The organism is Nostoc sp. (assembly GCF_036916655.1).
Lineage (GTDB): Bacteria > Cyanobacteriota > Cyanobacteriia > Cyanobacteriales > Nostocaceae > Nostoc.
Genome location: NZ_JBALFY010000039.1, coordinates 13,864 through 40,199 on the forward strand (window position 1 = coordinate 13,864; position 26,336 = coordinate 40,199).

Sequence of the window (26,336 nt, forward strand, 5' to 3'; positions counted from 1 at the left end):
ACAAAGGACACTTGCTTCAACTCTCTATAATCAGAGCCAAGCCGTGTCCATACAAAGGTAGCTTTTCGCAGAGTAGCGGCTTCTCATCAGAGATCAAAGCTTCGATGCAGTTTTACAACTTAGATATTAATTTTTGAGATTGAGGTTGACCATGAGGTATCGCGCTTTAATTGTTGCATTCTTGGCTTTGTGCCTAGGACTAATAACTGCTTGTAGTGATGCTCCTGCTAGTAGTAGTGGTAGAGATGTACTCACTTACGATCAAATTCGTGGCACTGGCTTGGCTAACAAATGCCCCCAACTAGCAGAAACAAGCCGTGGTTCCATTCCCATTGATTCTAGCCAGTCTTACGCCATCAAAGAACTTTGCTTGGAACCAACTAGCTTCTTCATCAAAGAAGAACCTGCTAACAAACGCCAAGAAGCAGAATTTGTTGCTGGCAAATTGTTGACTAGATACACTTCCACCATTGACCAGGTGCAAGGTAATCTAAAAATCAACACAGATAATAGCCTGACCTTTACCGAAACTGATGGTCTTGACTTCCAAGCCATCACCGTACAGCTTCCTGGTGGTGAGCGAGTACCTTTCCTTTTCACCATCAAAAACTTGGTTGCTCAAACCCAACCCAGTTTGACCAGTATTAACACCTCTACGGACTTTGAAGGCAGCTTCAAAGTTCCTTCCTATCGTGGTGCTGCTTTCCTAGATCCCAAAGGTCGTGGTGTCGTTAGTGGCTACGATAATGCCGTAGCACTCCCTGCTCAAGCAGATGATGAAGAACTTACCCGCACTAACGTCAAGCGTGCTGAAAATCTCAATGGCAAGATTTCTCTGCAAATCGCTAAAATAGACAGTTCTAGCGGTGAAATTGCTGGTACTTTCGAGAGCGAACAGCCATCTGATACAGATTTAGGTGCTGGCGAACCTAAAGAAGTCAAGATTCGTGGTCTATTTTATGGACGAGTTGAACCGACTCGTAGCTAAACCCTTGAAAGTCAGGCAACTAACTGGCACTCAGAACGAAAATTCTGTAAGTATCAGACTCGATCGCAAAAGTTAACTTATTTACCCTCTATTTTCAGGAGGGTAGATAGGTTTTTTACAAAGACGGGGAAAAGTTAAAGCCGAGCAAATTTGTGGGCAAAATAGCCCTGGCTAATTGGGAAAATTTCTATCCCTCAATCTTGTGGGTCACTTGATTTATCCCTTTAACCTTTTTCCTTTCATTAAAAACACTATAGACTTAAGTACAAAAAAGGGTAATATGCCCTTTTTTTTGTAGTTTTACGTAAATATACATAGTATTTATTGAAATAATTAGTAGTTTTTAATTATTAGATAAATCCCAGTTAAATAGGCACGTAATTCTACTGTAAATCTAACTTTTGCTTATCAAACAAAAGTTCAACTCCTGTTATTTTGTTTCTCTAAATTAACTTCATCATTAATTAATTCAAGTTAAGTACAATCTCGGTTTGATATTTAGTGATTAATTTTATATTTTATTCCTATGTAGTTCTAAAAAAGCTACAAGTCATACCAAAGATAAACAACCAACTAAATAGCGATTTCGCACATTTAAATTTTGCTCGATTAGTTAAGTAAGCTATGGAATTTTGATAGAAAATCTTTATTATCTACCATAGTATTTGCTAGCAAACATAGTGCGATATTGTCTTTGATATCGTGCGATCGCAGCTGAATTTAAAAGCGAATAATTTATTCTTTATTTGCTCAATAAACCCGGTGCTATGCCTACCACAGTCACCAATGAACTAAAGCACGAAATTTGGCAGTTGTTGCGAGAATATCAGCAATCTCCGTCAGAAAATATTCGCAATCAACTCGTAAAACTCAATTTTGGACTTGTGAGGAAAGAAGCTCACTACTGGACAAATCAATGTCATGAAACCTACGATGATTTGCTCCAGGTTGGATGTTTGGGTTTAATCAGGGCTATTGAAAGATTTGAAATTTCCAAGGGACATGCCTTCAGTTCCTACGCTCTTCCTTATATTCGGGGTGAAATTCAACACTATCTCCGAGATAAAGGTGTCACCGTGCGAATTCCTCGGAGATGGTTAGCGCTGCAACAGCAAGCAATAGGAGTATCACGTTCTTGGCGTGAAAAACACAATCGTCAACCAAGCGACTCAGAACTAGCAGCAGCACTAGAAATTTCTCCAAATGAATGGCAAGAAATTAAATTAGCATGGATCAATCGCGCTCCCTTAAGTCTTGATGTGCCAATCCAAGACGGAGAAGAAGGTTCTACGTGCTTAGGAGAATTGGTTCCAGATCCTCACTATCGTAGCTTTCAACTGGCACAAGAAGACCAACTGCGTTTACAACAAGCATTGGTTCAGCTAGAAAAACGCACCCGCGATGTGTTGGAATGTGTATTTTTGCAAGATTTGACACAAAAACAAGTTGCAGAACATTTGGGGATCAGTGTAGTTACGGTTTCCCGCAGAGTTAAGAAAGGACTGGATTTGATGAAAGAGCTTATGGGTGTGGCAGAGGATTAACTGCAAATAAAGTTAACCGCAGTTACCCTGGGTAGGCAGTGCTAAAAATAACCCTTGAAATGTAAAAAATTAGGTTATAAAGGGAAGATACTTTGCCTTGGATATAAATTTAAGGCATGTTGATTTCCAGTTTTAAATTTTCCAATGGCTTTTGAGAACAACTCATGGGCAGAACTTCAAAAATTACAATTGCAGCTATTCTAACTTTGGCGATCGCTGGATGTGCTTCTGAAGATACACAACAACAAGCCATCAATCCTGCGCCAATTCCCAAAATAGCAAAAAAGTCGCCACCAGCGGCTCAATCCTTTAAGAATCCAGTGATACCTGCCAAACAGGTTTCACAAGTTAATCCTGCATCTGCTAGCTTGATTCAATCCACTAATGCTACAGAGAGGCTACGAGAATTTTCGGCATCAAAAGATCGCAGCGATCCTTTTGCACAACTTTTCGGGCAGACGACTCCCGGAATGTCTCAAACATCTGGAAAACCAGTTCCCGTGTTGCCTAAGCTACCTACTGCATTAGTAGTAAAACCAAAACTTCCAACACGCAACATAGCTTTAAATCCACAGAAATCTGTACCAAAAAAAGTCAATTCTACCTTGACTTCAGTCTTACCTAAGGTTTTGCCTCAAGTTGTCGCCAACCCTACTTTAGTCTCTGTATTGCCACCGCCAGCACAACCTGAGTTAGCAAGAGCAGTGGTTGTGACTGGTGTAGTTCTAATTAATAAGGAACCACAGGCAATTATCAAAGTACCTGATGAGCCGACAAGTCGCTATGTACAGGCGGGACAGCGATTAGCAAATGGCGTACTGATTAAACGTATTGAAATGAATCAGGGCTACAACCCCATCGTGATTTTGGAACAATTTGGTATTGAAGTTGCCAAAATGGTAGGGGAAGGGGCCGGAAACTCAGCGCCGTCAGCTGCATCTGCCACTGGCAATCCTGTTTCAGTGACACCGCCCCCCGCAAATTCTTTAAAAGTGGGAGCTTCATAAAGATGGGAACTAAAGAAAAAATTGAATTTGCTGGTTTGCCTTTAGCTGTCTATAGAGAAATAGCAGCACATTTACGTCAAGTCAAAGGTGTGGAAGTGGATTTAATTCCCCAATCATCCCAGCAGTTTGATTACAATCAAAGTCAAATTGATGGTTTGAGCCTCTCGTGGACAGCAAATTCTGGTTTAGAAAGTCGGCAACGAGTTAACCAGATTTTGGCTTACTATCAAAGTCGCTATATTAACCCTATTTGATTTTTTGATTTGTGAGAATTGCAACCCGCAGATCCCCGACTTCATAAAAGTTGTCGGGGATCTTGTTGTTCAGGAGTGATTAAGTAAGGCAATGGTGTCTGAAGTTAGTTTTAATCCTCTTGCGGGGAATAAAGTTCGTTTTCATCCTCACTCCTAAATCTAAATTTCTTCCGCAGTTCAGATGAAGCGATCGCCTTTCCCCCTATCTCACAGAAGAGCGATCGCAGGATTTTAACAAGCAACGTTATGATAATTAATGCATTAATTGAGCTTGGGTCTAATAATAAATAAGTTGGCACAAATAAACCTCAATAGTACGGAGACGATTAATCGCCTCTGGACAGCAGTCAAAAACCATTGCTCTTGACTGTTATTTAGGTGCTGTGTCCAACTAAAATCAGCCGTTGTACAAATTTCCATAAGGATAATTGAAGTGACTAGGACTAATTCAGACTTTCTTGCCTCCAGCGATCCAGCGATCGCAGGGTTAATCAATGACGAACTACAGCGTCAGCGAGACCATTTGGAGTTGATTGCTAGCGAAAACTTTACCTCCCCTGCTGTACTAGCGGCTCAAGGTACGGTACTGACAAATAAATATGCCGAGGGATTACCTGGTAAACGCTACTATGGCGGTTGTGAGTATATCGACAAAATCGAGCAACTAGCAATCAATCGCGCTAAACAGATATTTGGTGCTGCTCATGCAAATGTGCAACCCCATTCTGGCGCACAAGCCAATTTTGCAGTGTTCCTCTCGCTACTGGAACCAGGGGACAAAATTATGGGGATGGATTTGTCTCATGGGGGACATCTTACCCACGGTTCCCCTGTAAATTTCTCAGGTAAGTGGTTCCAAGTTAGCCACTACGGTGTTAGTCAACAAACAGAACAACTTGACTATGACCAAATTCGAGAGCTGGCGCTGAGGGAGCGTCCTAAGCTCTTGATTTGTGGTTATTCGGCTTACCCACGTATAATTGATTTTGAAAAATTCCGTAGTATCGCTGATGAAATCGGCGCTTACTTACTTGCCGATATTGCTCACATTGCTGGTTTAGTTGCTAGTGGTCTTCATCCCGATCCTATTACTCACTGTCATGTAGTAACAACAACTACACACAAGACTCTACGCGGTCCTAGAGGTGGTTTAATCTTGACTGGCGACGCAGAATTAGGTAAAAAGCTAGATAAATCTGTTTTTCCTGGCAGCCAAGGCGGGCCATTGGAACACGTGATTGCTGGTAAGGCAGTAGCTTTTGGAGAAGCCCTCAAGCCTGAGTTTAAAACTTATTCTGCCCAAGTGATTGAAAATGCTCGTGCTTTAGCAGAACAACTGCAAAACCGTGGTTTAAAGTTAGTATCTAATGGGACTGATAATCATTTAATCCTAGTAGATTTACGCTCTGTAAATCTAACTGGGAAGCAGGCAGATAACCTAGTTAGTAGCGTAAATATTACTGCTAACAAGAATACTATTCCCTTTGACCCACAATCACCATTTGTTACCAGTGGTCTGAGGTTAGGTTCGCCAGCAATGACTACGCGGGGGTTAGGAGTCGCAGAATTTACCGAGATTGCAAATATTATTAGCGATCGCTTACTTTCTCCAGATTCCGAGGTAGTAACCCAAGATTGTCGGCAACGGGTAGCGGCATTGTGCGATCGCTTCCCCTTATATCCTCACCTGGAAATTCCTGTACCAGCACTAGCATAATTGGGCATGGGGCAATTCAATTTTAGATTTTAGATTGACGATAGCGCAGCGTTAGCGAGTCCGCGAGCGTCTTTTAGATTGAAATTTAATCCAAAATCCAAAATCTAAAATCTAAAATTCTTAACCCCCACTCCCCATTACCCCTTATCCCCAGAGGGGGCCCCACCTTCCCCACTCCCTACTCCCCTTCCCCAATCCAATGAGCGCAGAAATTATTTGTGTTGGTACTGAACTGCTGCTAGGAGATATCCTTAACGGCAATGCTCAATTTTTGGCGCAACAATTAGCGCAGCTAGGTATTCCCCATTATTATCAAACAGTGGTTGGGGATAATCCAGAGCGGTTGAAGCAAGTTATAGAAATTGCCATTTCTAGAGCGCAAATTCTCATTTTCACTGGTGGACTCGGCCCGACACCAGATGATCTTACCTGCGAAACCATCGCCGATTTTTTTAAAGTCCCACTGATAGAACGTTCTGACATTATCGAAGACATAACCCAAAAATTCGCCCAACGTGGTCGGGTGATGTCACCAAGTAACCGCAAGCAAGCTTTGATTCCCGAAGGTGCAGAAATTCTCCCGAACCCCACTGGAACAGCACCCGGTATTATTTGGCAACCTCGTCCAGAAATCACAATTTTTACTTTTCCCGGTGTTCCCAGTGAAATGCATCCGATGTGGGAAGAAACAGCCGTGCCATTTCTCAAAAGTCAAGGTTGGGGTAAAGAAATTATTCACAGTCGGAGTTTAAAATTTTGGGGTATTGGTGAATCGGCTTTGGCGGAAAAAGTTGCTTCTTATTTGAAGTTGCCAAATCCCACAGTAGCCCCTTATGCAGGTAAGGGGGAAGTAAGATTGCGAGTCTCTGCTAAAGCCACTTCTGAAACAGCCGCAGAAGAACTAATTGCGCCCATTGAGAAACAACTTAAAGAAATTGCCGGACTGGATTTCTACGGCGTTAATAATGATACTCTTGCTTCCGTTGTCGGTGAGTTATTGCGGGCATCAAAAGAAACGCTTTCGGTGGCAGAATCTTGCACTGGTGGCGGTTTAGGGCAAATGTTGACTGAGATTTCTGGGAGTTCTGATTACTTTTGGGGTGGAGTCATTTCTTATGACAATTCGGTGAAGGTTAGGCTATTGGGGGTTAACCAGGAAGATTTAGATAAATTTGGGGCGGTAAGTGCGATCGTTGCAGAGCAAATGGCAGTTGGAGTCAAAACCCGCCTTGCAACCACTTGGGGATTAAGTATCACTGGAATTGCTGGCCCAACTGGAGGGACAGATACTAAGCCAGTGGGTTTAGTTTACGTTGGTTTAGCTGGGCCAAAGGATGAAGTGGCAAGTTTTGAGTATCAGTTTGGTGCAACGCGAGGTCGAACTTTAATTCGTTATGTGAGCGCGAATGCCGCGTTGGATAATCTGCGGCGGAAGTTGTTGAGTAGGTAGGAGGTCTATTACGTTTGTCATACAAGTTGTATGACAATCGAACCTATTGAAAATCTGATGTTATGTTAAAAAACTCAATTACGAATTACGTTAGCGTAGCGGTAGCAAAAAATTGTAGGTTGGGTGGAGGCTTTGCGTAACCCAACATCCTAATATGTGTTGGGTTGCGCTCCGCTCCACCCAACCTACGTCTATAATGCACTATTTTTTTGCTTGCCACGCCACTACGGTGGGCTATGCCTATATGCTGCTTGTTTAAAAGGCAAATTAAATCAGTGCGATCGCAAGCAACCTCCGAATTTAGTCCAAAGTAACTTGTTTGCCGGATTTAGAGGACGATAAGGAAATAGATAAGTAAGGCAGAATGGCTTAATCATGTAGCTATGAGCAAAATTCCCATCCTCCAACTAAATAACTCGTACACTTTCAGGAGTTATTTTGAGATGTCCTTCGAGCCAGAAGATATACTGGCTGAATTTGGCTATTCTTTAAAACGTTCTTCTCTCAATCAACAAAAGTCCACCATTGAATTAGATAGACTCGCAAATCTAAAATCTAGAATTGAGGAGAGTTTGCCATATATTAGTTTGACTAGTGAGGCAGCCCGTAGAGAGTTACTAATTGCCCCAATTTTATTGGATGTTGTTCATTACACCCACGCCCAACTTAGAATTGAATATCCTCTTGTAGTTACAGAACAATTAAAAGGTTCCCTTGACTATTATCTCCATGCAGACCATAAACTCTTAGTTGTAGAGGCTAAAAATGCTGATTTGGCAAGAGGTTTTACCCAGCTTGCTGTAGAACTGATTGCTATTGATGCGTGGACTGATTCTCAGGAGGCAAATTTACAAGGGGCTGTTTCTACAGGAGATATTTGGCAATTTGGTCTACTGAATCGAGAAAGAAAACAAATAACTCAAGACCTCAATTTATATCGTGTTCCTGCTGATATAGAAGAATTGCTTAGGATTTTGGTGGCGATACTGGGCTAAGGATGAAGCACCATAACATTAATATTTTCTAATGACTTTTTTATTATTTGCCATTCTGTTGACAATTTGCTCATGTGCTGGATGTTATTTTACTCTATTGAGTAATATTTAATACATGAGTTCATCAACCATCAGCCATCTAACTCCTATCCATCAGCACAAATAATCACGGGATCGCTTGCTGTATTCTTCACAGTTTGTTACAAAAGTACAAAGAACTTCTAGAGACCCAAAACCACATGTTCGGCGGACTTACTGGTTTACAAGATCCTAAAGGCACAGATTGGGGAGAGCGGATGCTCAACACAGTCGCCAGCCAAACGATTCGCCACTTGTTTACGCAAAGCGAGTCAGTAGAAGTCTCTGTGCGCTGCTACCCCTCCAGCAAACTGTTGCAAGGCAGCATTGATAGCTTCAAAATGAGCGGTCGTGGCTTGGTGATTCGGAAAGATTTCGCGGTTGAGGAGATGTCTTTTGAAACTGATGCGGTGGCTATTGACTTCGGGTCAGTTTTAAGTGGCAAACTCAGCCTTAAGCAACCTACTCAAGCGATCGCTCAAGTTATATTATCAGAAGCAGGTATCAACCAAGCCTTTAACGCGGAACTGGTGAAAAAACGCTTGCTTAACCTCACCGTGCCATCACTGACGGCATTATCTGGCGGCGAACCAGTCTCCTTTACGGATGTTCAGATACAGCTATTACCTGAAAATCATTTGCAGCTTGTAGCAAAAGCAGATTTAAACAATGGCGAACTTGTACCCCTGAGTATGATCCTAGCTATAGGCATTGAAAGGCGGCGGCGAGTTTCTTTCAGAGATCCAAAAATCCAGCTTGACCAAGTGCCAGAAGCACAACGGGAAATCTCACAAACCTTGAGTGTGGCACTGGTAGAAATTTTAGATAATATGGTTGATCTCGATCGCTTTGACCTCGATGGAGTGAAAATGCGGCTCAACCGATTAGAAACTGAAGGTCAAAAACTTATTTTCAGTGGATATGCTGAAATTGAACGTATTCCACATAGCAGTTGATATCGTCTTGTCACGCAAAAAAGTAAAGTTTTTCTGAGCGGTTTTGCGTGAAGCTTTATACAAATTAAATACCGCCTAGATCATTATAGACGGTACTTTAAATCTCTAAATTTTCAACGGAGTTAGTTATTGATTATTCCTAACTCCTAACTCTCTATCTTCCCACGCCTACATATTGGAACCCAGCGCGTATAAGTGTTTCAGGGTCGAGGAAGTTACGACCATCAATAATAACGGGGTGAGCCATTAATTTTGCCATTTTCACATAGTCGAGAGTGTTAAACTGCTGCCATTCCGTGACGAGTACCAAAGCATCGCAGCCATCAGCTAGTCTTTCGGCATCAGTTTCTACTAACACCCCAGAAAGCCCATGACGCAGACCTGTTTGAGAAACAATGGGATCGTAGGCTTTAACTTTAGCTCCCAATCGGTTTAGCTGCTCAATTAGATTAAGTGCTGGGGCGTCGCGCAAGTCGTCGGTATCTGGCTTGAAGGTGAGTCCAAGTAGTCCGACTGTTTTGCCTTTGAGAATTTTTAGGACTTGCTGGAGTTTTTCTAAAGCAATCAACCGCTGACGTTCGTTGACACTGACAGCAGCTTTGAGTAGTTGGGCTTCATAGCCATAATCGTCAGCAGTGTGAATCAGAGCGGAGACATCTTTGGGGAAGCATGAACCACCCCAACCAATACCAGCTTGTAAAAACTTGTTGCCAATGCGGGAATCTAAACCAATACCTTTAGCTACTTGGGTAACATCAGCACCGACGCGATCGCAAATATTAGCAACTTCGTTAATAAAACTAATTTTAGTGGCTAAAAAGGCATTAGCGGCGTATTTAATCATCTCCGCCGAACTGAGGTCTGTTGCCAAAATTGGCACTGGGGGTAAAGATTGATCGGCTGCGAATTTGCGTTCGACAATTGGGGAGTACAATTGTTGCATCAAGGCTACTGCCCTTTGACTATTGCCCCCTAGTACAATGCGATCGGGGTTGAAGGTGTCATAAACTGCCGAACCTTCGCGTAAAAACTCTGGATTGCTGACTACATCAAACTCGGCTACAAATTCAGGTAATTTCTCATCACTCGGCACTCCACCTGCGGGTATTAGTGTTTTCTGCCGCTCTGCAACACCATCAAGAACAAGCATCCGCACCCAGTCACCTGAGCCAATGGGTACTGTAGATTTATTCACTATGACCTTATAACCACCGTTGAGATTTTCGCCAATCCCACGGGCTACAGCTTCGACATAACGAGTATCACTTTCACCTGTGGGTAAAGGTGGTGTTCCCACAGCAATAAACAGAATTTCGCCGTGAGAAACTCCAGCAGCAAGATCGCTAGTAAAATGAATCTTCTCTGTTTGAATGGCAGACTGCATAATTTCTGAGAGTCCCGGCTCAAAAATTGGAGACTGCCCAGACTTCATTAACTTAACTTTTTCTTCGTTGTTATCTACACAAATTACATCATGCCCAATATGAGCCAAACAAGCACCTGTAACCAAACCAACGTAACCAGTACCAATGACGCAAACACGCATTTTTTAACTCCTCACTTTTTTGGGCTTAGTCTTCAACAAGAAGTTCTCTAACAAAAAGTTCTCAATTTGACACTTACACACTGGCAGTAAACTCAGCCACTAAGCATATTAGTTATCGAGGATGAGCCTGCATGAAAAATCAGAGTGACACGAGATGCCACTCAGGTGATTGAATTATTGACATCGCTTTGAATGCGATCGCGAAAATCTTCTATTGTCAGTTTTAACCCGTCTTGCAGAGGAATGGTAGGTTCCCAATTTAACCAAGTTTTTGCCTTTGTGATATCAGGCTGACGACGCCGGGGATCGTCCGAAGGTAATGCCTCGAACTTAATTTGCGCGTCTGGATTGATCATATTTTGCACGGTTTGTGCTAATTGTAAAATCGTGTATTCACCAGGATTGCCCAAGTTAACTGGCCCAATGTAGTCGCTATTCATGAGGCGGATGAATCCTTCTACCAAATCGGAAACGTAGCAGAAACTACGAGTTTGCGAACCATCACCGTATACGGTTAAAGGATTACCCCGCAAGGCTTGAACGATAAAGTTGCTCACCACCCGACCATCGTTTTCTAACATTCTCGGCCCGTAGGTGTTGAATATCCGCACAACTCGAATATCAACTTTATTTTGCCTGTAGTAATCAAATGCTAAAGTCTCAGCAATCCTTTTACCTTCGTCGTAGCATGAACGTATCCCAATAGGATTGACGCTACCTCTATACTCTTCAGTCTGGGGATGAACTTCTGGATCTCCGTATACTTCACTAGTTGAGGCTAAGAAAAACCTCGCTTTTACGCGTTTTGCCAGCCCCAACATATTCAGTGTTCCGATCACGTTAGTTTTAACGGTTTTAACTGGGTTGTACTGGTAATGTACTGGTGAAGCTGGACAAGCTAAATGATAAATTTGATCCACTTCTAACCGAATTGGTTCGGTTATGTCGTGACGAATTAGTTCAAAGTACGGATGACCTAACCACTTAAGAATGTTGCGTTTGTGACCAGTGTAAAAATTATCCAAGCATATTAATTCATGCCCAGCAGCCATTAGTCGGTCGATGAGATGGGAACCAATAAACCCAGCACCGCCCGTTACCAAAATTCTCATAGTTTCCCAGTTACTTACAAATATTTTCAGTAGCTATTGCACTTACTTTTAGATTACCCAGCTTGGGTACAAAAATACAAAACAAATAAAAAGAACAAGGTTCAATCAAAAAGTGTAGTTGAACTTACCTATTTTTTTAGGGATATAATTTTGTGATACTTTTACCTGAATCCTGACGAATTTAATTAGCAAAGTAACAAACATTGTTGGAAAATTGTTATTTTTTTAGTAGAGCTTCATCAAATCTTCAACAAAATAAAGTGTTTTTAAGATTAATTATGTTTTTAGTTGGATAGAAGTTAGTCGGGAGTGGGTTGATACCCCAAGTCATATAGCTAATATTATACAGCAGATGTAATGCTGGTAGCTGTATTAGAAGTAATTACATTAGTTTGAGTGCGTTGCGGTTCTCCAAGCATGACTATGGAGCAAGTGAGTTGTCTGGCTAATTGGGTTGTGACATCGCTAATGGCTAACCCTCCAGGACTAGTACGATTACGTATAAAAGGTAAAACTACTAAATCATATAATCGTGCTGCCTGTAAAATTGCTTGGGCAACATTTTCGTGAGCGATGATTTGAATTTCGGGGGTATTGGCCAAAGCCAATTTTGATACTAATAGGGAAAGGTGCGATCGCCTCCAAGCAATTTTACTGGAACTAGTGCGGCGATCGCACACATTCAGCACAGTAATATGGCTCTGATTTGCTTCTGCTAGCATCTGGGCAAATTGTACGGGCTGTAATGTTGGCGCTGTTAAATTTTCTATTGGTACTAGAATACGCTGAATTTTTTTCGGTGATTCTACTAGACGTGTCACCGCTACTGGACAATGGGATGCCCAAAGCACGCCATCAATCACATTTCCAAATAAACGCGCTCGTAACCCAGTCCGTTTACCCCAACCCATAACAATTAAACTAGCCTTTTGTTCGCGAGCCGCTCTGCTAATTCCTTGGGCAAAGGCATCATCAATTCGCAGTACTGGTTCTGCGGTTACACCCAGAGCTTGACTTTGTGCTGTAGCTTTGGTCAATAACCACTCACTCCGTTGTAGAGATGTTTCTAATTGCGGTGCATCCATTTGAGCAGCAGCATTAGCGATCGCTAGCGGTATAATTTTCCCCTGAGACTGACGCGCTAATAACGCCGCCATTTCAATCAAATACTGCTGGGTCTGAGGATTATATACAGGTACGACTATAGTAAAAGCGCTATCTGTCTCTGGTGCATTTTGGTCAGGTAGGGGTGGTGTTGGATCTTCGGCTGGTGAAGAATTTAAACCAACAGCTATTCGACTGGTCAGCAACGGCCCCAAGGTTGATGTCACAAGCATTAAAACAATGACACTGTGTAATACTACTAGTGGCAGCAATCCAGCCCGATATCCCACTAACGTTGCTGCTAAGGTTGTACCAACCTGGGGAAGTGATAGCGACCACATCGTTAGTATTTCTTGCCACTTGTAGCGGTAAAGCAGTTTTGTCAACAAAGCTGCAATCAATTTACTGACAATCAAACCGACTATCATTAACAGGGTTAACTTGAGTGTGTCTAGGTTGTTCCCCAAGGCGGGTAGATCGATCAGTAACCCAAGATCAACAAAGAAAATGGGAATGAACAGCACACTGCCAATAAATACCACCTTTTCTTTGACTGGGCCTGCACCCACAGCTTCATTCACCGCTAAACCCGCTAAAAAAGCACCAACAATTTTTTCTACCCCAATTAATTGAGCGCCCACAGCCGCTAGAAACACAGAAAGCAACACAAACAAAAACTTGTTTCCTTCGTCGTCTCCAGAACGCTTGAAAAATTCTTTGCCGGCCCAATCAAAGCCGGTCACAACGGCCACAGAGTAAATAGTTAACCAACCCGACAAGGTGAGTAGTTTAGCAAAGCTAAATGTCCCAGCATGAGCGATCGCTACAGTCAAGGCTAATATCAGCACTGCACCAATATCTGTAAAAATTGTCGCTCCAATGGTGACAGTAACAGCTTCGTTGTTTACCACTCCCAAACGACTGATTATCGGATATGCCAAAAGGGTATAGGAAGCGAATAAAGAGCCAATTAAAATTGAAGTATTCCAGCCATAGCCGAAAATTAGCCCTAGTGAAGTTCCCATTACCAGAGGTACAGTGAAAGTCAAGCTAGCAAACCCCAAGGCGCGACTTTTTCTTTGGCGGAACTTTCCGAGATCGATTTCTAGCCCTGCGACAAACAGCAAATAAATTAACCCGATGTCTGATAGTAGGTTAATCATTGGTGAGTCAGGCTGAAATAGATTCCAGCCTGAGGGACCAAGTACTAGCCCTGAGAAAACCAAACCCACTAATCCTGGTAATCTTAGCCGCTCAAACATGATGGGTATAACTAAGATAACCACCAACAAAATAGCAAAGGGAACAATGGGTTCCTTGCCAAGAACTTGGGAGGTTGGTTCCAGAACAAGAACTTGTGATAAGAGTTCCATAGATAGGAATTGAAGGGGCTATGGTAAAACTGCGATTACCTTGGGGCGATCGCCTGAGCGATATAAATGGAGAAGCCACCTGATGAGAAATCGAAAATCTTAACTTACACTAACTAGGTAATTGTCTCAGAATTAACTACCTACGGGTGGATTTGACTCAAAATGAACCGCAAGCGATCGTAGTCGTCTTTAAGTAGCACACTTAAGTTACGTCCAGCTTTAATTAACCATTCTCGGTCAGCTTTGCGTAACTGGTATACATCTCGAATCGCAGCTGCGGTCAAAGATTCTATAGGCGCACCATTGATACAAAGTAGTGTCCGTAAAAAATCTAATTCTTCAGTAAATTTAATGATAGCTTCTGGTTCACATCGATAAACAGCTTGATGAATTTGCGGGGGACGCGGTGGAAGATACTGATATACTCTTTGGTTATAACTTTGATTTTGCGAAGATAGTTCAAATCCCACGATCGCAGCCCGAAATTCTGTGCGGAGCATAGCAAAAATTTGGGGTTGTTCCTCCCGTAAGTCTTGCAAGGACAACCCCAAAGCTCTCGCCCGGTGTACGGAATCTATGGGCATCGTTGTGGCATAATACACTACAGCATAAATTTGGTTGCCAGATTCTTCATCCACAGAACAGACCCAACTACCAAAGGGTGGCATGGAGGGAAAGCTTAAATCTTCCGGTTCCAAACACTGAGCTAAAAATTCCGTACTAGTAGTCTCAATCACCTCCGCAATGTGGTTGGGATGGCGATCGCCAGTGGCAAACTGTGGTAAAGGGAGGCGCATGGTAATTTAGTCATTAGTCATTGGTCATTAGTCATTAGTTTTTAGCCAAATGACAAAGGACAAATGACTAATGACTAATCTTATTTGGCTTTTTTACGTCCGGCTGTGGTTTCTACGAGTTCCAATTCACTCAGACGGAAGGTAACTAATTTATCCCAGTTACCACCTTCAAATAATACAGCTACTTTGCCATCACTCAGCCGTTGCACGAGTCCTTCGTAGCGATAATAGGTATCTGCGGGATTGTTGACGCGAACAGTTGCTCCAGGCAGAATCATGTTTTTAGCCTCGCTTGTTTCCTTCTAATAGCTTAATACTTGTTAATAGTCATTGGTCAACAAAGGGGAGTGGGGAATCGGGAGTCGGGAGTCGGGGATACAGCATTGGTTGAGGCTTGAAACCCTGACTAATGCTATCGCTTACACATTATTGGTGGGGCTTATGACGACTTGTGACGAAGAAGGTTGTTGCGTCCCAACTGGGCTTGGTCATTGGTTCTTACAAATGACTAATGACAAATGACGAATCAATAATACTTCTGCTTTTGTCGAAAATTTGCTACCGATTCTACTATTCCCAAGGAAATGAAGTTAGTCAGCATAGCAGAACGCCCATAACTCATCCAGGGTAAGGGAATTCCTGCCACAGGCGCTAAACCAACAGTCATGCCAACGTTCACAATCACCTGAAATACAATCATCGACAAAACGCCAATAGCCAACAAGGAACCAAAGTTGTCTTTGGCAGTTTGGGCAACATGCAGTAGACGCCAGCAAATTAAACAGAAAACAAATAATACTACCAAACAACCAATAAAACCAAATTCTTCGCCCACTGCCGAGAAAATAAAGTCTGTATGCTGTTCAGGGACGAAATTTAGTTGCGTCATTGGCCCTTTGAACAAACCCCATCCCCAAACTTCACCAGCACCAATAGCAATACGAGATTGAATTAGGTGATACCCAGCACCAAGAGGATCGTGATCGGGGTCCATAAATACAGTTAACCGATTTTTTTGATACGGTTTCAAAATATGGTTCCAAGCGAAAACACCTAATTCGCCACCCAGTATATTAAGAGTCCACGCACTGATAGCGCCAAAACCAAATCGACGCCAGGGAAGAGTTTGCCAGCCCACAATCGCCATCGCCACTGACCAAATTAGCCCTAGTGGGCCAAAAGATAGTTCTTTGAGTAAAACTATCGGTTCTGCAAATGGCCAAGATATACTAAACAAAATGGCGGCAACTACTGGAGAAATCATCAGAATTAACCAACCGGGGTTAGCATTTGCCCAATAAAGCATTCCTAAGACGATCGCACCAAATACCATTGATGTTGCTAAATCTGGCTGTAAAAATACTAATCCCCAAGGTATGGCGGTGATTGCTAGAACACGGAAAACACCTTCCAGGCTAGAAGCAGTGTTCCTGTGTAACAAGGCTGCTAAGGTGATGATCATACCGACTTTGGCAAATTCTGAGGGTTGCACGTTAAAGCCAGCGAAACTAATCCACCGCTGCGCCCCTTTGGCGCTAGTACCAGCAATCATCACGGCAATTAAACTGAAGTTCGTTAGTGAGTATGTTACCCAGTGCCACTGCATCAAGAGTTCGTAACGGATACGAGATAAAAACAGGGCTATAAGCACACCAATACCCGCTACCAACCAGTGCCACCACCAATCAGTTACCGGCTGCTTCAGTTCCGTACTGAGAATCATAGTGCCGCCAAAAATACTGATAGCTATAGGCAAGCAAAATAGTAGCCAATCTACAGACTGCCAGGGTTTAACCCAAGACTTCCAGCGAATTTTGGGGAGCGATCTTTTTAACAACATTGTGTCAGTTTAGACTTTGATTGTTGGGGATTAGGGATTGGGGATTGGGGACTGGGGACTGGGGATTGGGGACTGGGGATTGGGGATTGGAGATTGGAGATTGATTATTTCTCCCTCATCCTCCCCTGCTCCCTGCTCCCTGCCCCTGCCCCCTGCTCCTCTGCTTCCTCATGCCCGATGCCCAATCCCTAGTATTCCCAAGCTATAGCCGAGGAAGTAGATAGAAATTAAAATTAATTACGTTAATCATGTCAAAGCGGCAACTGATACTTTACCAGCAATCGTAAGAGCGATCGCTGTTAATGCTTTTGCCGAAGCTGAATCTGGCTCACCAACAACTATTGGTACACCACTGTCACCACCAACTCGTGTGGAAATCTCTAGTGGTACGCACCCTAACAATGGCACTCCCAATTCTGTGGCTGTTTTGGAGCCACCACCAGAACCAAAGATGTCATATTGCTTATCTGGTTGATCGGGAGGAATGAAATAGCTCATATTTTCCACAATTCCCAATACCGGGACATTCATTTGCTGGAACATCCGCAATCCCTTGCGAGAATCTAACAGAGCTACAGTTTGTGGCGTGGTGACAATTACTGCCCCTGCCATTGGTACTGCTTGAGTTAAAGTTAACTGAGCATCTCCGGTTCCCGGTGGCATATCTACAATTAAATAATCCAGTTCTCCCCATTCAACTTGATAGAGAAACTGGCGAATTACACCATTGAGCATCGGCCCTCGCCAAATTACTGGTTGATCTCGGTCAATCAAAAATCCCATCGAAACTAATTTGACGCCGTGATTAAAAGCAGGTTCCAGAATGTCACCTGTTTCAGTGGAACGCACAGTAATTTGGGCATCAGATAGACCCAGCATGGTGGGGTCATTGGGGCCATAAATATCAGCATCTAGCAAACCAACTTTCGCCCCAGTTTGGGCTAGAGCCACTGCTACATTCACTGCAACCGTACTTTTACCAACGCCACCTTTGCCGCTGGAAACAGCAATGATATTTTTCACCCCAGAAATGCCAGTGCGGTCAGGTAAACTTTTTTGCTGCGGTGTTTCTGCCGTCACTTCTATGCTGACATCTGTAACGCCTGGGAGTTTTTTGACAGCTTTCTGACAGTCTTCGACAATAAATTCACGTAAAGGACAGGCAGGGGTGGTTAACACTAAAGTGAAACTAACCTTACCACCGTCAATTGTGACGTTGCGAATCATGTTTAGTTCTACCAGACTTTTACGGAGTTCTGGGTCTTCTACTGGTCGCAAAACTTCTAAGACAGAGCGGGAATCGAGGACATCGTACATAAAAATTCAAAATTCAAAATGAATAAATACAATTGTGGAGAACGTCTTAGCTATTAACTGGATGCTTTCTTAAGTAAGGTCAGCTTAGTGTTATCACTGTCACTGCCGTAATAAAACTTAGCAAATAGCATTATTACCTAATAGGATCTTAACTTTCTTTGGGCATTGGGATTGGGTATTGGGCATTGGGGATTGGGCATTGGTTATTTATTCTCCTCTGCTCCTCTGCTCCTCTGCTTCTCTGCTCCTCTGCTCCTCTGCTCCTCATCCCCACTCCCTAAAAATCAAAACAACTGTCATTAAGGGATTCTTTCTTACCGGATACCGCTGGTAATGCCGTCTTTTCTACAGCTTCGACTAAAGACCGTGCAACGCGGTCTGCGTAAGGACGGGATAAAGACCAAATCAAGGGCGATAACCAACCCCGTAGCGTTACAGAATAAGACAAACAAGTACCACAAACCGTTGACTCTACTTGGTAAGTTACCCGTTCTTCTATTCCAGGAATCGCCATCACTCGGATACTCAGCATCTCTTTAGGATTGACGCGTTCTACAAAAATTCTGATGGGAATTGGCGAAAAGCGTGTTACAGCTTGAAAAATTAATCCTGGTTTGGGTACTAATCCGTAGGGTACATTAGTACTCTTAAGTTGTGGATGCCAGGAAACATCTGTTAAGTCAACCACTTTTTGCCACAGTTCATCTACAGAAGCAGAACTAATCTCTCGATACGTCCACACCAGAGAAGCGCAAAAACGACGGCGTTTGCGGTGGATGAATTTGGATAACCAACCTTGCATTTTCCTAATCCTCCTCCCTAGACACTTTTTGGTAACTCTGGTATGGTATGCAACTACGCTCAACTCCTAAATTAAAACTTTCTCAAAAATGTCCTAAACATAGCAAGCCTCGATTCGGTACAAACCCTAACAGCCAAGATAGTGAAACCCTTGATACCTCAAGCTTAAGACTAAAATCTAGTCTTTATACCAAAATATTCCAATTAAGAATTTCAAAAAAAACTAATTCAATACACAAGACTATACGCATTTGAGGGAAAATAACTAAATAACTCTAGTGATGCCCATCAATCGTATAAATGCTTAACCAGTAAGAAAAAAGCGGGTTGGGCAAATAGAGCTAGATTGTTGGCGCGTGTTTCCCCCAAATTTTAAAATGAAAAATTTGTGGCTTTCTGGAAATTGTAATTTAGGTTCGGGAATCTATGTTGACCAACTCGCAAACACCAACTGTAGAATCAGTATCATCCAAGTCTTTGCCCGCAGCTGACGCCCAAATTAGGGTCAGTCAGTTTATGAAACAACTGCAAGACGAAATTACTGAATCATTAGCAAAACTAGATGGTGTAGCTAAGTTTCATGAAGATAGTTGGGAACGCCCAGAAGGAGGGGGAGGGCGATCGCGCGTGCTGCGAGATGGTGCAATATTTGAACAAGCAGGTGTAAATTTTTCTGAAGTTTGGGGTTCCCATTTGCCAGCCTCAATTTTAGCCCAACGCCCAGAAGCAGCAGGACATGGCTTTTATGCCACGGGCACTTCAATGGTGTTACATCCTCATAATCCTTACGTGCCCACAGTTCATCTCAATTATCGCTACTTTGAAGCGGGGCCAGTGTGGTGGTTTGGTGGCGGTTTAGATTTGACACCTTATTACCCCTTTGCTGAAGATGCGACACATTTACACAAGACATTAAAGCAGGCTTGTGACCGACACCACCCAGAGTATTACCCGGTGTTTAAGAAGTGGTGTGATGAATATTTCTACCTCAAGCATCGTGACGAGACAAGGGGTGTAGGTGGTCTGTTTTTTGATTACCAAGATGGCCAGGGTGCTTTATATCGCGGGCCAAATCCCAATGGGGAAGCGGCTATTTATAGCAACGAGGTAGGAACACCAGCAACTCGCAACTGGGAAGATTTGTTTGGCTTTGTGCAAGACTGTGGTAGAGCATTTTTACCAGCCTACGTACCAATTGTAGAACGGCGACATGGGATAGAGTATGGCGATCGCCAACGGAATTTTCAACTCTACCGCCGGGGAAGGTATGTAGAATTTAACTTGGTTTATGACCGAGGCACAATTTTTGGTCTACAAACCAACGGACGCACCGAATCAATTCTCATGTCCCTACCACCCTTAGTCCGTTGGGAATACGGCTATCAACCGGAACCAAATTCCCCCGAAGCCGAGTTATATGAGACATTCTTGAAACCTCAAGATTGGATCAATTGGAAATAATGGGGAGTAGGGAGTAGGGAGTAGGGAATTATGATAATTATCCCGATCTTCCCCCAGTCCCCAATCCCCATTCCCCATTCCCCACTCCCCACTATTTTCCTGAGTTAAACTACTAGAGTTAAGCACTTAGCAGAAAAAGGTGACAATTTTAGCTATAGCTTGTTAATCTCAAGTGACAGCATTAGAAAATTCTGCAAGTAGTAAATCTTAAGAGAAATGTCACGGGGAGGACTTTAGTGATTCATATAGACCAAAAAACTTATACAACCCAAGACGGAAACACCGTTATTATCCTGACACCAGCAGGCCGTCTTGACATTACCACTGCTTGGCAATTTCGGCTGAAGTTACAGGAGTGTATTTCCAAACTCAGTCGCCATGTAGTCGTAAATTTGGCTCAGGTAAATTTTATTGATAGTTCTGGTCTTACGTCTTTGGTAGCTGGAATGCGTGATGCTGATAAAGTCAAGGGCAGTTTCCGCATCTGCAATGTACATCCAGAAGCCAAACTCGTGTTTGAAGTGACGATGATGGATACTGTTTTTGAAATTTTTGAAACAGAAGATGAAGCTTTAGAAGGTGTACCTCGTAGTATTGCCAGCTAAAAAAGAGTTAGGAGTTAGAAGTGAGGAATTAATTTATAACTCATAACTTATAATTCATAACTTTATCTTATTTAATACTGAGTTCGCTTGGTGTAGCGATAAGGCCCCATAATCGCTCCCCAAGTTGCTTTGCCGGTGGCTGGATCGATTCCTTTGTCGTAGCTGTAAAATTCTGTCGCTGTAGCTGCAAAACCTAAGGAAACATAGATGCTATTGCCAAGATAAGTAAAGCTGCAACGTGTCTCTGGTGGTGGGGTAGCGGTAAACTTGTAGCGATCGCCAGCTAGTTTTTCTTGAGTAACCGTTAGGATACAACCTGGTAGTAAATCTAATTGTTCTGGTGTCAGTGTGTTTAGTAGAGTAGGGTTATCACCTGCGCCTCTTAATGCATCTGGATCTTGAGGCATATAATATTGTGCTTCCACGGTTGTGTCAGAGTCGCTCCCCTGACGCAACCGGATAATTCGCTGGCGATAGGGTTGATCTAGGGTAATAACGTTAGCCTGTTCGGCAAACAAGGTGATGCTATCTTCTGTGAACAGATTAACTGGCCTTTGCCAGAGGCACAGGTGAACATACCAAACTGGTTCTGCGATGGCTTGTTCCCGATTATCAAATTTACCAGTTAGGTACTCACCTAAAGCAGTTAACTGTGGCGAGAAATTCATAAATGCAATAAACGAATCATTAAGGATAAGAATTTTGGGCTAGTTTTTTAGGATCAAAGGTCTTATCTCCTGTGACTACTAGCTTATAAAATACTTCTGACGTGTATATATTGTAAATGAAACCGTCACTCGCTAAAAGCTCAACTTGGCAAAGTAGCCTTTAAGCGACAAAATAAAGATACGTCGCCCTTAACATTTCTTTTTTCTTTGTGAATAACGTCCGTACAGTCTCCGATACAAAGCGAACTTTCTACAATCTTCACACCCGTCCGATTAACACTATTTATCGTCGGGTAGTAGAAGAATTGATGGTGGAAATGCATCTGCTGTCAGTAAATATCGATTTTAGCTACAATCCAATTTATGCCTTGGGTGTCGTCACTACTTTTGACCGTTTCATGGAAGGCTATCAACCAGAACGGGATCAAGAATCAATTTTTAATGCCTTATGTCAGGCTATAGAAAAAGATCCGCAACAATATCGACAGGATGCCCAAAGACTGCAAGCTGTAGCAAAAGGTTTGCCAGTTAAAGATTTAATTGGGTGGCTGAGTCAAACTACTTACTTAGATAGAGATACTGACTTGCAAGCACAACTGCAAGCGATCGCCAACAATCCTAACTTTAAATACAACCGTTTGTTTGCAATTGGTGTATTTTCATTATTAGAACAGTCCGATCCCGCATTGGTTAAAGACGAAAAGCAACTTACTGAGGCGCTAAAAGCGATCGCAGCCGGTCTGCACCTTTCCGATGATAAACTCAACAAAGATTTGGAGTTATACCGTTCTAACCTAGACAAGATGGCGCAAGCACTGATAGTCATGGCAGATATGCTCTCAGCCGATCGCAAAAAGCGTGAGCAACGTAAACAACAATCAACTACCCCAGTTGCTCCCCCAAGTTCCAACGAATAGTTAAGAGTTATTTAATTTTAGATTTTAGATTTTAGATTTTAGATTTTTACTCCAATCCAAAATTCAAAATCCAAAATCTAAAATTAGTAGAGTTTGGAGTTAGTAATAAATCATCACTCCTAAATTCTAACTCTTCGCTTCAGACGCCCAATATTTTGTAGATTAAGCTGTTAATTATAGTCAGTGCAAATGCACCAATAACAGCACTCCAAATGCCGTAACGCAAGCGAAAGCCTTCGACTAACCAAGCAGCAATACTAAAACAAACCACAGCAATCATAAATGTGAAAATGCTGGATAATAAGTCTAAGGTAAGTAAATTTGGTACTGCAAAAACGAGGCTTAAAATCGGTCTGACTATTGCCGTTACGATACCAAGCACTGCGGCAGAAAGGAAGGCTTTACCTGGAGTGTCAATTTCGACTCCCAGAGGCAATTTGCTAATTATCAACAAGCTGATAGCTGTTACGACCCAAACAATTAAAAGCGTCACAATATTCATGCCACAACCCCTGAAACGTGAATGGCAATTGGTGATAAATTACTTCAGTTTATCTGTGGAAAAATCTTTAAAGCTCAACCAATTATTTATAAATTAGCAGTAAATTTTTCTCTAGCCGAATTTTATTTCAGATATCTTTAGGTTTGGAAAAGAGATTGAAGAGAAATGGGAGTGGGGAGCAGGGAGCAGGGAGCAGGGAGCAGGGAGCAGATATTTTCCCCTCCGCCCCCCGCACCCTGCCCCTCTGCCTCTTTTCAATGCCCCATAACCCTATATCATCTTTTAAGAGGAGGTTGGGTTTGTTTGGGTGCTACAGGCGCTTGAGATGCTGGTGGGTTGGAAATACCAGGATTGATAGGACTGATGCCTCGTCCAGTTGGAGGCTGACTTATGCTAGGAAAGGGTACAGAATTAGGTGCTGAGGGAAATTTAGGGGTAATATTTCCTTCAGGATTGACACCTGGAAGTGGTGCTGCACCAGGATTGATTGGGAAAGCAGGGACAGTTGGCTGGTTAAGTGAGTTTGTGGGTGGTTGAGATGGGCCAGGGATAATTCCCAAAGAAACGCGATCGCCCCCGACTTGCCGCAGTAAGTCCAATGTCTCAATTACATCATTGTAAGTTGCTGTCCGGGAAGCATTCAGCACAACAACAGCACTGGGATTTTGTTGGAGATATTGTTTTAAGCTCTGTCTCAAATCTTCCTGTTTTACAGGTTGCTTTTCTATGTAAGTATTACCAACAGCATCAATAGTCACAATCACACTTCCAGTCTGTGACGTTATCCCAGATACACTACTAGGGCTGGCTTTAGGCAAATCAACATTGATTGCCTGTTGCCTGGTAAATTGTAATGCCGCTAACAAAAAAAACGTCAGAATACAAAAAACGACATCAATTAAAGGGATGATTTGAATTTGGACTTCTTCAATTGGAGTATGTAGATTAACTTTCATGTCTTACTCTAAAATCTGGTTCGGGGGTTGAATTTTTGACTATTAGTTAGCTGTATTCGGGGGTTCAGGAGGTTCAGGAAGCCTAGTCTTTCCTGGCTTGCGGGGTGGAGTGAAATTTTCCCGAACAATTGCTGGTGTCCGATTACTAAAATCCGGTGGAGACTGGCGATAGAGCAATTCCATCTCATTTCCTGCCCTCCGAAAAACTTTGACCTGGTTAACTACAAAACTTTGAAATAGGCGGTAAAATACCAAAGCAATAATCGCAACTATTAGCCCAGTTGCCGTACTAATTAAGGATTCACCAATACCAGTAGTCACCCCAGCGGTAGATTCAGTTCCCAAATCGCCAATTCTAATTGAGCGCAGAGAGCGGATTAAACCTAAAACTGTGCCCAACAATCCTAGAAGTGGCGCTAGGGCGATCACAGCTTCTAAAAGTTTTTCGCCCCGCCGCATCCCTGCTAATTCGTCTTCTGCTGTCGCCTCTAGTGCAAGTCGAAAAGTTTCCGCATCGTTTTTCGTCAAGCGTAGAGGGGCGTAGAGAAAACGCCCGACAGGCTGATCGCTTGCTTGTTTCGCGATGTCCGCAGCTAATTCCCAATTATCTTGGGCAGCATCCAGGATGCGATCGACTATTTGCTTTTCTTGAGTCAAAATTCGCAACCAGAACCACAAACGCTCGAAAATCACACTCACAGCCAGAATCGATAGAACAAGCATTGGCCACATCGCTGGCCCGCCCTTATAAAACAAATCTAAAATATCCACTGTTTAAGTTTCCTCCCTCCATGACTAAAGCAAATGTGCTGAGGCATTTTAATTCTAGAGATTAATGCAAAATGAGGGACTTCCAAAATATAAATTTCTCGAAAACCTCAAAAAACAGGCGTATTTGACTGCGACTACTATACAAACTTGATGCTGGGTAAGCAATTGAATGATAGGCTGATAATTTTTGGCGTACTTTTGTTAGACTTCCTTGTAACCTGGATTTCACCAAAAAATATTTTCACGTAAAGGAGAGCAAATTTTGGCAGCAGTCCGAGTCCGCCAGCATGTTAATCCACTTGGTAAAAAGTATCAAACACCAGCAAGTCCCCAAGACTTGTCAAAAATTTATGTAAAGCCAAATCAACCACTACATTTAGATATTGGCTGCGCTAAAGGAGTATTTTTATTGAATATGGCCAAGATAGAACCCAATTGGAATTATCTAGGCTTAGAAATTCGGGAACCGCTGGTGGTGGAGGCGAATAAGTTACGTTCTGAGTTAGGTTTAACAAACCTGCACTATCTATTTTGCAATGTGAATAACTCATTGCACTCACTTTTATCTTGCCTCCCTTCAGGAAGTTTACAACGGGTTACAATTCAATTTCCCGATCCTTGGTTTAAAACCCGCCATGCGAAACGTCGTGTAGTGCAACCAGAACTAGTAGCAGATTTAGCTAAGTATCTTGCGGTTGGGGGGTTGGTATTTCTGCAATCAGATATGGAATTTGTCGCTGTGGAAATGCGCGATCGCTTTGCAGAAAATCCAGCTTTTGAGAAAATTAGTATAGGAGAATGGTTGCCTGAGAACCCCCTACCAGTTCCCACAGAAAGGGAAATAAGCACGCAAAAAAAGGGTGAACCTGTTTATCGGGCTTTGTTTGTCAGACGAGATGACGGTAATAGTGCGATCACCTAGCACGATAAATGACAAATATAGCTTTTTAACTTGACATTTTAGATAGTTTATGTATTTTAAATCTGAATATAGACATTAGATATACTCTGTCAGTTGACAATATTTTCGGGACAGAAATATTTTAGTTAATGTTCAAAATTACCTCAAATATCAAATTTGAATTGATATGCGATAGTTTACAGCTTGAGTAACTGAATATATGGCTCTACACAACAATAGACATTACTCAAAAATCATCGTTTTTTCGTGACATAAAAGTTTTATTTCTGTCTAATTTAGAGTTCTTAATATATAGAGCGATTAGCTTCTTTTTTCCTAATATAGAGGACATATTAGGCAATTACACTGATTAGTATAATTGCCTGACAAATAATCAATAGTCAATAATTCAGAGGAAAATCAACATGGAAGCTAAAGAAAGAAAATATAACATTCAAATTGAAATTAACGATTTGATTGATGATGCTGTGAAAAATGCTGTGACACGTCGGAATGAAGCTTTGAATTCCGAAGAATCTTTGTTATTGATATCTGACGAAGAAGCCAAAAGCGTTGCAGGTGGAGAATCAAAATTGGTTCCCATAATCCTTGGTAAGATTTTTATTCCTCCTATTACTATAGGACTCGTCGCAGTTGACCCCTTACTTTCATAAAG

General features: G+C 42.4%; 26 protein-coding genes. 13 read left to right on the forward strand and 13 right to left on the reverse strand.

Features of this window, described 5'->3' with window-relative positions:
- Positions 1-151 precede the first annotated feature (151 nt).
- The 4 genes from V7L31_RS10925 to V7L31_RS10940 all read left to right on the forward strand — a co-directional run bounded on the left by V7L31_RS10925 (position 152) and on the right by V7L31_RS10940 (position 3,793).
- On the forward strand, positions 152-988 hold the full coding sequence (locus V7L31_RS10925; RefSeq protein ID WP_292852254.1) for a photosystem II manganese-stabilizing polypeptide: 837 nt from the start codon (positions 152-154) through the stop codon (positions 986-988).
- 767 nt (positions 989-1,755) lie between these two features.
- Positions 1,756-2,532 carry an RNA polymerase sigma factor SigF gene (locus tag V7L31_RS10930; protein ID WP_334696236.1) on the forward strand — a complete coding sequence of 259 codons (777 nt, stop codon included), beginning with the start codon at positions 1,756-1,758 and terminating at the stop codon, positions 2,530-2,532.
- 164 nt (positions 2,533-2,696) lie between these two features.
- The gene (locus V7L31_RS10935; RefSeq protein WP_334696237.1) at positions 2,697-3,539 is read left to right on the forward strand and encodes a hypothetical protein; all 843 of its coding nucleotides are present in this window, start codon (positions 2,697-2,699) and stop codon (positions 3,537-3,539) included.
- Positions 3,540-3,541: 2 nt separating this feature from the next.
- On the forward strand, positions 3,542-3,793 hold the full coding sequence (locus V7L31_RS10940) for a hypothetical protein (protein ID WP_334696238.1): 252 nt from the start codon (positions 3,542-3,544) through the stop codon (positions 3,791-3,793).
- A 110-nt stretch (positions 3,794-3,903) separates the two neighbouring features.
- Here the strand turns inward: V7L31_RS10940 and V7L31_RS10945 are convergent, their stop codons facing one another.
- Positions 3,904-4,092, reverse strand: coding sequence for a hypothetical protein (locus V7L31_RS10945; RefSeq protein ID WP_334696239.1), 189 nt, complete (start codon positions 4,090-4,092; stop codon positions 3,904-3,906).
- 134 nt (positions 4,093-4,226) lie between these two features.
- Between V7L31_RS10945 and glyA the strand changes: the two genes are divergently transcribed.
- The 4 genes from glyA (at position 4,227) to V7L31_RS10965 (ending at position 8,989) form a co-directional block, all read left to right on the forward strand.
- Complete coding sequence (glyA, locus tag V7L31_RS10950) at positions 4,227-5,510, forward strand: serine hydroxymethyltransferase (protein WP_334696240.1); 1,284 nt, start codon at positions 4,227-4,229, stop codon at positions 5,508-5,510.
- 199 nt (positions 5,511-5,709) lie between these two features.
- Positions 5,710-6,960, forward strand: coding sequence for a competence/damage-inducible protein A (locus V7L31_RS10955; protein ID WP_334696241.1), 1,251 nt, complete (start codon positions 5,710-5,712; stop codon positions 6,958-6,960).
- Between the two features lie 383 nt (positions 6,961-7,343).
- On the forward strand, positions 7,344-7,955 hold the full coding sequence (locus tag V7L31_RS10960; RefSeq protein WP_334696242.1) for a hypothetical protein: 612 nt from the start codon (positions 7,344-7,346) through the stop codon (positions 7,953-7,955).
- A gap of 239 nt (positions 7,956-8,194) precedes the next feature.
- Positions 8,195-8,989, forward strand: coding sequence for an LmeA family phospholipid-binding protein (locus V7L31_RS10965; protein WP_334696243.1), 795 nt, complete (start codon positions 8,195-8,197; stop codon positions 8,987-8,989).
- A 154-nt stretch (positions 8,990-9,143) separates the two neighbouring features.
- Here V7L31_RS10965 and V7L31_RS10970 read toward each other — a convergent pair whose 3' ends face one another.
- The 8 genes from V7L31_RS10970 to V7L31_RS11005 all read right to left on the reverse strand — a co-directional run bounded on the left by V7L31_RS10970 (position 9,144) and on the right by V7L31_RS11005 (position 18,880).
- Complete coding sequence (locus V7L31_RS10970; RefSeq protein ID WP_334696244.1) at positions 9,144-10,535, reverse strand: UDP-glucose dehydrogenase family protein; 1,392 nt, start codon at positions 10,533-10,535, stop codon at positions 9,144-9,146.
- A 161-nt stretch (positions 10,536-10,696) separates the two neighbouring features.
- The gene (locus V7L31_RS10975; RefSeq protein WP_334696245.1) at positions 10,697-11,647 is read right to left on the reverse strand and encodes a UDP-glucuronic acid decarboxylase family protein; all 951 of its coding nucleotides are present in this window, start codon (positions 11,645-11,647) and stop codon (positions 10,697-10,699) included.
- A gap of 341 nt (positions 11,648-11,988) precedes the next feature.
- Positions 11,989-14,124, reverse strand: coding sequence for a cation:proton antiporter domain-containing protein (locus V7L31_RS10980; protein WP_334696246.1), 2,136 nt, complete (start codon positions 14,122-14,124; stop codon positions 11,989-11,991).
- Positions 14,125-14,264: 140 nt separating this feature from the next.
- Positions 14,265-14,921, reverse strand: a complete 657-nt coding sequence (locus V7L31_RS10985) for an HAS-barrel domain-containing protein (protein WP_069070956.1) — start codon at positions 14,919-14,921, stop codon at positions 14,265-14,267.
- Positions 14,922-15,001: 80 nt separating this feature from the next.
- Positions 15,002-15,199 (reverse strand): NAD(P)H dehydrogenase subunit NdhS, encoded by a 198-nt coding sequence (locus V7L31_RS10990; RefSeq protein ID WP_179066960.1) that lies wholly within the window; start codon positions 15,197-15,199, stop codon positions 15,002-15,004.
- A gap of 248 nt (positions 15,200-15,447) precedes the next feature.
- A complete protein-coding gene (gene rodA, locus V7L31_RS10995; protein WP_334696247.1) occupies positions 15,448-16,761 on the reverse strand; it encodes a rod shape-determining protein RodA in 1,314 nt (437 codons plus the stop codon).
- A gap of 246 nt (positions 16,762-17,007) precedes the next feature.
- Positions 17,008-18,078: an Mrp/NBP35 family ATP-binding protein gene (locus V7L31_RS11000; protein ID WP_334696248.1), complete on the reverse strand. Its 1,071-nt coding sequence runs from the start codon at positions 18,076-18,078 to the stop codon at positions 17,008-17,010.
- A gap of 277 nt (positions 18,079-18,355) precedes the next feature.
- Entirely contained in the window at positions 18,356-18,880 is a 525-nt protein-coding gene (locus V7L31_RS11005; RefSeq protein WP_334696249.1) for an SRPBCC family protein, read from the reverse strand.
- Between the two features lie 425 nt (positions 18,881-19,305).
- Between V7L31_RS11005 and hemF the strand changes: the two genes are divergently transcribed.
- Positions 19,306-20,340: an oxygen-dependent coproporphyrinogen oxidase gene (gene hemF, locus V7L31_RS11010; protein ID WP_334696250.1), complete on the forward strand. Its 1,035-nt coding sequence runs from the start codon at positions 19,306-19,308 to the stop codon at positions 20,338-20,340.
- A gap of 236 nt (positions 20,341-20,576) precedes the next feature.
- The gene (locus V7L31_RS11015) at positions 20,577-20,945 is read left to right on the forward strand and encodes an STAS domain-containing protein (RefSeq protein WP_179066965.1); all 369 of its coding nucleotides are present in this window, start codon (positions 20,577-20,579) and stop codon (positions 20,943-20,945) included.
- Between the two features lie 71 nt (positions 20,946-21,016).
- On the opposite strand, the gene V7L31_RS11020 is transcribed toward V7L31_RS11015, so the two are convergent.
- A complete protein-coding gene (locus tag V7L31_RS11020; RefSeq protein ID WP_334696251.1) occupies positions 21,017-21,613 on the reverse strand; it encodes a chromophore lyase CpcT/CpeT in 597 nt (198 codons plus the stop codon).
- A gap of 209 nt (positions 21,614-21,822) precedes the next feature.
- On the opposite strand from V7L31_RS11020, the gene psb29 reads away from it, so the two are divergent.
- Entirely contained in the window at positions 21,823-22,530 is a 708-nt protein-coding gene (gene psb29, locus V7L31_RS11025; RefSeq protein WP_334696252.1) for a photosystem II biogenesis protein Psp29, read from the forward strand.
- 139 nt (positions 22,531-22,669) lie between these two features.
- Here the strand turns inward: psb29 and V7L31_RS11030 are convergent, their stop codons facing one another.
- The 3 genes from V7L31_RS11030 to V7L31_RS11040 form a co-directional block, all read right to left on the reverse strand.
- Positions 22,670-23,032, reverse strand: a complete 363-nt coding sequence (locus V7L31_RS11030) for a phage holin family protein (protein WP_179066968.1) — start codon at positions 23,030-23,032, stop codon at positions 22,670-22,672.
- 275 nt (positions 23,033-23,307) lie between these two features.
- The gene (locus tag V7L31_RS11035; protein ID WP_334696253.1) at positions 23,308-23,988 is read right to left on the reverse strand and encodes an ExbD/TolR family protein; all 681 of its coding nucleotides are present in this window, start codon (positions 23,986-23,988) and stop codon (positions 23,308-23,310) included.
- A gap of 42 nt (positions 23,989-24,030) precedes the next feature.
- Positions 24,031-24,759 carry a MotA/TolQ/ExbB proton channel family protein gene (locus tag V7L31_RS11040; RefSeq protein WP_334696254.1) on the reverse strand — a complete coding sequence of 243 codons (729 nt, stop codon included), beginning with the start codon at positions 24,757-24,759 and terminating at the stop codon, positions 24,031-24,033.
- Positions 24,760-25,021: 262 nt separating this feature from the next.
- Between V7L31_RS11040 and trmB the strand changes: the two genes are divergently transcribed.
- Positions 25,022-25,681 carry a tRNA (guanosine(46)-N7)-methyltransferase TrmB gene (gene trmB / locus V7L31_RS11045; RefSeq protein ID WP_334696255.1) on the forward strand — a complete coding sequence of 220 codons (660 nt, stop codon included), beginning with the start codon at positions 25,022-25,024 and terminating at the stop codon, positions 25,679-25,681.
- A gap of 404 nt (positions 25,682-26,085) precedes the next feature.
- Complete coding sequence (locus V7L31_RS11050) at positions 26,086-26,334, forward strand: hypothetical protein (RefSeq protein ID WP_334696256.1); 249 nt, start codon at positions 26,086-26,088, stop codon at positions 26,332-26,334.
- Positions 26,335-26,336 lie beyond the last annotated feature (2 nt).

Coding starts and splice junctions, on each gene's coding strand:
- V7L31_RS10925 (WP_292852254.1), top strand. CDS start 152: ATGAGGTATCGCGCTTTAATTGTTGCATTCTTGGCTTTGTGCCTAGGA.
- V7L31_RS10930 (WP_334696236.1), top strand. CDS start 1,756: ATGCCTACCACAGTCACCAATGAACTAAAGCACGAAATTTGGCAGTTG.
- V7L31_RS10935 (WP_334696237.1), top strand. CDS start 2,697: ATGGGCAGAACTTCAAAAATTACAATTGCAGCTATTCTAACTTTGGCG.
- V7L31_RS10940 (WP_334696238.1), top strand. CDS start 3,542: ATGGGAACTAAAGAAAAAATTGAATTTGCTGGTTTGCCTTTAGCTGTC.
- V7L31_RS10955 (WP_334696241.1), top strand. CDS start 5,710: ATGAGCGCAGAAATTATTTGTGTTGGTACTGAACTGCTGCTAGGAGAT.
- V7L31_RS10960 (WP_334696242.1), top strand. CDS start 7,344: ATGAGCAAAATTCCCATCCTCCAACTAAATAACTCGTACACTTTCAGG.
- V7L31_RS10965 (WP_334696243.1), top strand. CDS start 8,195: ATGTTCGGCGGACTTACTGGTTTACAAGATCCTAAAGGCACAGATTGG.
- V7L31_RS10970 (WP_334696244.1), bottom strand. CDS start 10,535: ATGCGTGTTTGCGTCATTGGTACTGGTTACGTTGGTTTGGTTACAGGT.
- V7L31_RS10975 (WP_334696245.1), bottom strand. CDS start 11,647: ATGAGAATTTTGGTAACGGGCGGTGCTGGGTTTATTGGTTCCCATCTC.
- V7L31_RS10980 (WP_334696246.1), bottom strand. CDS start 14,124: ATGGAACTCTTATCACAAGTTCTTGTTCTGGAACCAACCTCCCAAGTT.
- V7L31_RS10985 (WP_069070956.1), bottom strand. CDS start 14,921: ATGCGCCTCCCTTTACCACAGTTTGCCACTGGCGATCGCCATCCCAAC.
- V7L31_RS10990 (WP_179066960.1), bottom strand. CDS start 15,199: ATGATTCTGCCTGGAGCAACTGTTCGCGTCAACAATCCCGCAGATACC.
- rodA (WP_334696247.1), bottom strand. CDS start 16,761: ATGTTGTTAAAAAGATCGCTCCCCAAAATTCGCTGGAAGTCTTGGGTT.
- V7L31_RS11000 (WP_334696248.1), bottom strand. CDS start 18,078: ATGTACGATGTCCTCGATTCCCGCTCTGTCTTAGAAGTTTTGCGACCA.
- V7L31_RS11005 (WP_334696249.1), bottom strand. CDS start 18,880: ATGCAAGGTTGGTTATCCAAATTCATCCACCGCAAACGCCGTCGTTTT.
- hemF (WP_334696250.1), top strand. CDS start 19,306: ATGTTGACCAACTCGCAAACACCAACTGTAGAATCAGTATCATCCAAG.
- V7L31_RS11020 (WP_334696251.1), bottom strand. CDS start 21,613: ATGAATTTCTCGCCACAGTTAACTGCTTTAGGTGAGTACCTAACTGGT.
- V7L31_RS11030 (WP_179066968.1), bottom strand. CDS start 23,032: ATGAATATTGTGACGCTTTTAATTGTTTGGGTCGTAACAGCTATCAGC.
- V7L31_RS11035 (WP_334696253.1), bottom strand. CDS start 23,988: ATGAAAGTTAATCTACATACTCCAATTGAAGAAGTCCAAATTCAAATC.
- V7L31_RS11050 (WP_334696256.1), top strand. CDS start 26,086: ATGGAAGCTAAAGAAAGAAAATATAACATTCAAATTGAAATTAACGAT.